This is a genomic window from Amycolatopsis thermalba, assembly GCF_003385215.1.
Lineage (GTDB): Bacteria > Actinomycetota > Actinomycetes > Mycobacteriales > Pseudonocardiaceae > Amycolatopsis_E > Amycolatopsis_E thermalba.
Map to the genome: position 1 here is coordinate 1 of NZ_PQHW01000204.1, position 2449 is coordinate 2449.

Consider the following 2449-nt stretch of genomic DNA (forward strand, 5'->3'; position numbering starts at 1 on the left):
GTGGAGCGGCTGCGGGCGGGCGCCGTGGTCTGGGGCGGCGCGGGTGGGGCGGTTGCGCGTGGTGGGCGTGGGCTGGCGCGGCTGGTGGGGCGGTTGCGGGCGGCGTGGTCTGACGAGGCCGGCGGCGGGACGGGTGCGTGTGGTGGTGCGGTCTGGAGCGGCCCGTGGGGCGGTTGCGGGCGGCGTGGTCTGACCGCGACGGTTGCGCGCGGAGGGCGTGATCTGACGCGCAGGCTGCCTGCCTGGTGTTCTGCTCCGCGTGCGGTCGCTGCCGGGCCGGGGACCGCCGGCCGCATCGGTGATCCGCCTGGGCCGGGGTTTCGGCATCGGCCCGAAAGTGGTGGTTCAGCTCTCTGGGGATGCAGGCCCGCAGCGCGCCGGGGCGGGGGTGTGACCTGGATTGAGGCACCCGTTCGTGGGGTACTCGCCGGTATGGGTCGTACGTTGCTGGGTATTTACCTCAACGACCACGTGGCCGTGGTGACGGCCGGGGTCGAGCTGGCCAGGCGTTTCGCGCGCGCGGAGGCCGAGTGGGCGGGCAACGGGAAGCTCGACCGGCTCGCCGAGGAGATGGCCGAGGACCGCGACGCCCTCGTCGAGATGATGCGCGCCCTCGGCGAACCCGGCCGCCCCACCGGACACTGGGCCGGCTGGCTCCTGGAGAAGGCGGGCAGGCTCAAGTTCAACGGCCGGCTGCTCAACCGGTCGCCGCTCAGCCGCGTCGTCGAACTCGAAGGGCTCCGGCTCGGCGTCGAGGGCAAGGTCGCGGCCTGGCGCACCCTGCGTGCCCGCGCCGCCGTGGACTCGCGCCTGGACGCCGATCGCCTCGACGAGCTGATCGCGAACGGCCGCAGCCAAGCCACCCGCCTGGAACGACTCCGGGCACGCGCGGTGGCGGAGCTGTTCGGCGAGGAAGCCGCCCAGGACGCCTGACGAAGCTCCGGCGGCGCACCGGCGTCCACGAGTTCTTTCCCACGGTTGACACATTTCTGCCGTGCGGCGCGCCAGCCGCCGCCGTTGTGTCCGCAGTGGACGGTTGAGTTGTCCACAGGTTTGCCCACCTGTGGATTGCTTTGTGGACAACCGCTCAGGCGGGTGTGGCGTAGCGTGTCTCGGCCTTGGTGCGGGTTCGCGCGGCGATCCGGCGTGCTCCGCTCATGTTCATGCGCCACGTGGCCATCGCGACGCTGACCCGGAAGTGGTTGGCCACCGACTGGTCCGACCACCCCTTGAACGCCGCTATCCGCGCGGCGTCCGTGGGGATGAGGAGTTCGCCGGAGAGTTCGGTGGCTTCCTCCTCGATGCCGGCGACCGCCGAGCGGCAGCCGTTCTCGTCGGTCAGCGTTGGGCCGAACGGGTGCTCCAGGAGCACGTGCGCCATCTCGTGGGCCATCGTCGATCGCCTGCGGCGCAGGGGGTGCACGTGGTTCTCGATGATCACGGCGCCGCTGGGGTCGAGCGGGACCAGCGCCGCGGAGAACACGTGCGGCCGCTCCTCCGTCAGGTACCGCACCGACGCCTCCGGCAGGAACGAGCTGCGGAGGTCGAACACCTCGATGCCGTAGAGCTCCGCGAGCGCCCACGGGTCCAGCGGCGCGAAGACCTCGGTGCCCAGCTCGGCCCGCACCTCGAGCGCGAGTTCCCTGGCCTCCTTCTTGAAACCCCGGCGGAGGGTCATTTCAGCTCCTTGTTCTTGGCGCGGATGTGTCGCATCGTCAGGCCGACCACGTCCAGCACGTGCTGCTGGTCGGCCTCGCTCAGTTCTTCCTCGGCCCGGAGCAGCGGTGCGAGCCGCGCTTCGAGCGAGGGCCGTCGGCGCCCGTCGGGCCGGCCCTCCGGCCACACCATGAACGTCTCGGCGGGCATCCCCAGCCACTGGACGAGCGCGATGAACCCGTCCAGGTCCGGCCGGTGACCGTTGCCCATCCGGCTGACCAGGGACGCGCTCACCCCGGCCTCGGCCGCGAGCTGCCGCCAGGACAGGCCGCGTGATTCGCGCTCCGCGTCCAGTGCCGCATAGAGCCTCCCCGTGTCCAGCCGTCCACCCATGTGGCACACCTCCGCCTCTCGTCCCGCCGCAGTTTTGCCGAACCGTTGCGGAGGTGCAACGGTGGTGTACTATAGGAACAGTGTTGCTGTTCTGCAACACCGGGGGAAGGAGACGGATCATGTCGCGGACGGTGTACTGGGTCTCGCCCATGCTGGGCAGCTGGGACGTCAAGCGAGGCGCGGCCGTGCTGTCGCACCACGAGCGCAAGCGGGACGCGGTGCGCGCGGCCGCGAAGCTGGCGCGCGCCGATCGCCCGAGCGTGCTCAGGATCCAGCGGCGGGACGGGTCGATCGAGAGCCGACGGCTCTACGGCAACGATCCGCTTCCCGCTCCGGGTTGACTTCTCCCTCGGCCTTCCGCCGGGGTTGGGGTGGGTGGGCATGGGGTGGACTTTAGGGG

4 protein-coding genes are annotated in these 2449 nt (G+C 71.3%); 2 read left to right on the forward strand and 2 right to left on the reverse strand.

What is annotated here, in order from left to right; all coding sequences use genetic code 11:
- The first annotated feature begins 432 nt into the window (after positions 1-432).
- Positions 433-933 carry a hypothetical protein gene (locus D0D15_RS35585; RefSeq protein WP_094003618.1) on the forward strand — a complete coding sequence of 167 codons (501 nt, stop codon included), beginning with the start codon at positions 433-435 and terminating at the stop codon, positions 931-933.
- Positions 934-1087: 154 nt separating this feature from the next.
- Here the strand turns inward: D0D15_RS35585 and D0D15_RS35590 are convergent, their stop codons facing one another.
- Positions 1088-1678 (reverse strand): ImmA/IrrE family metallo-endopeptidase, encoded by a 591-nt coding sequence (locus D0D15_RS35590; RefSeq protein WP_094003619.1) that lies wholly within the window; start codon positions 1676-1678, stop codon positions 1088-1090.
- Entirely contained in the window at positions 1675-2049 is a 375-nt protein-coding gene (locus tag D0D15_RS35595) for a helix-turn-helix domain-containing protein (protein WP_094003620.1), read from the reverse strand. Before D0D15_RS35595 ends, D0D15_RS35590 begins: the two co-directional genes overlap by 4 nt.
- A 119-nt stretch (positions 2050-2168) precedes the next feature.
- On the opposite strand from D0D15_RS35595, the gene D0D15_RS35600 reads away from it, so the two are divergent.
- A complete protein-coding gene (locus tag D0D15_RS35600) occupies positions 2169-2390 on the forward strand; it encodes a DUF2188 domain-containing protein (RefSeq protein WP_094003621.1) in 222 nt (73 codons plus the stop codon).
- The last annotated feature ends 59 nt before the right edge of the window (positions 2391-2449 follow it).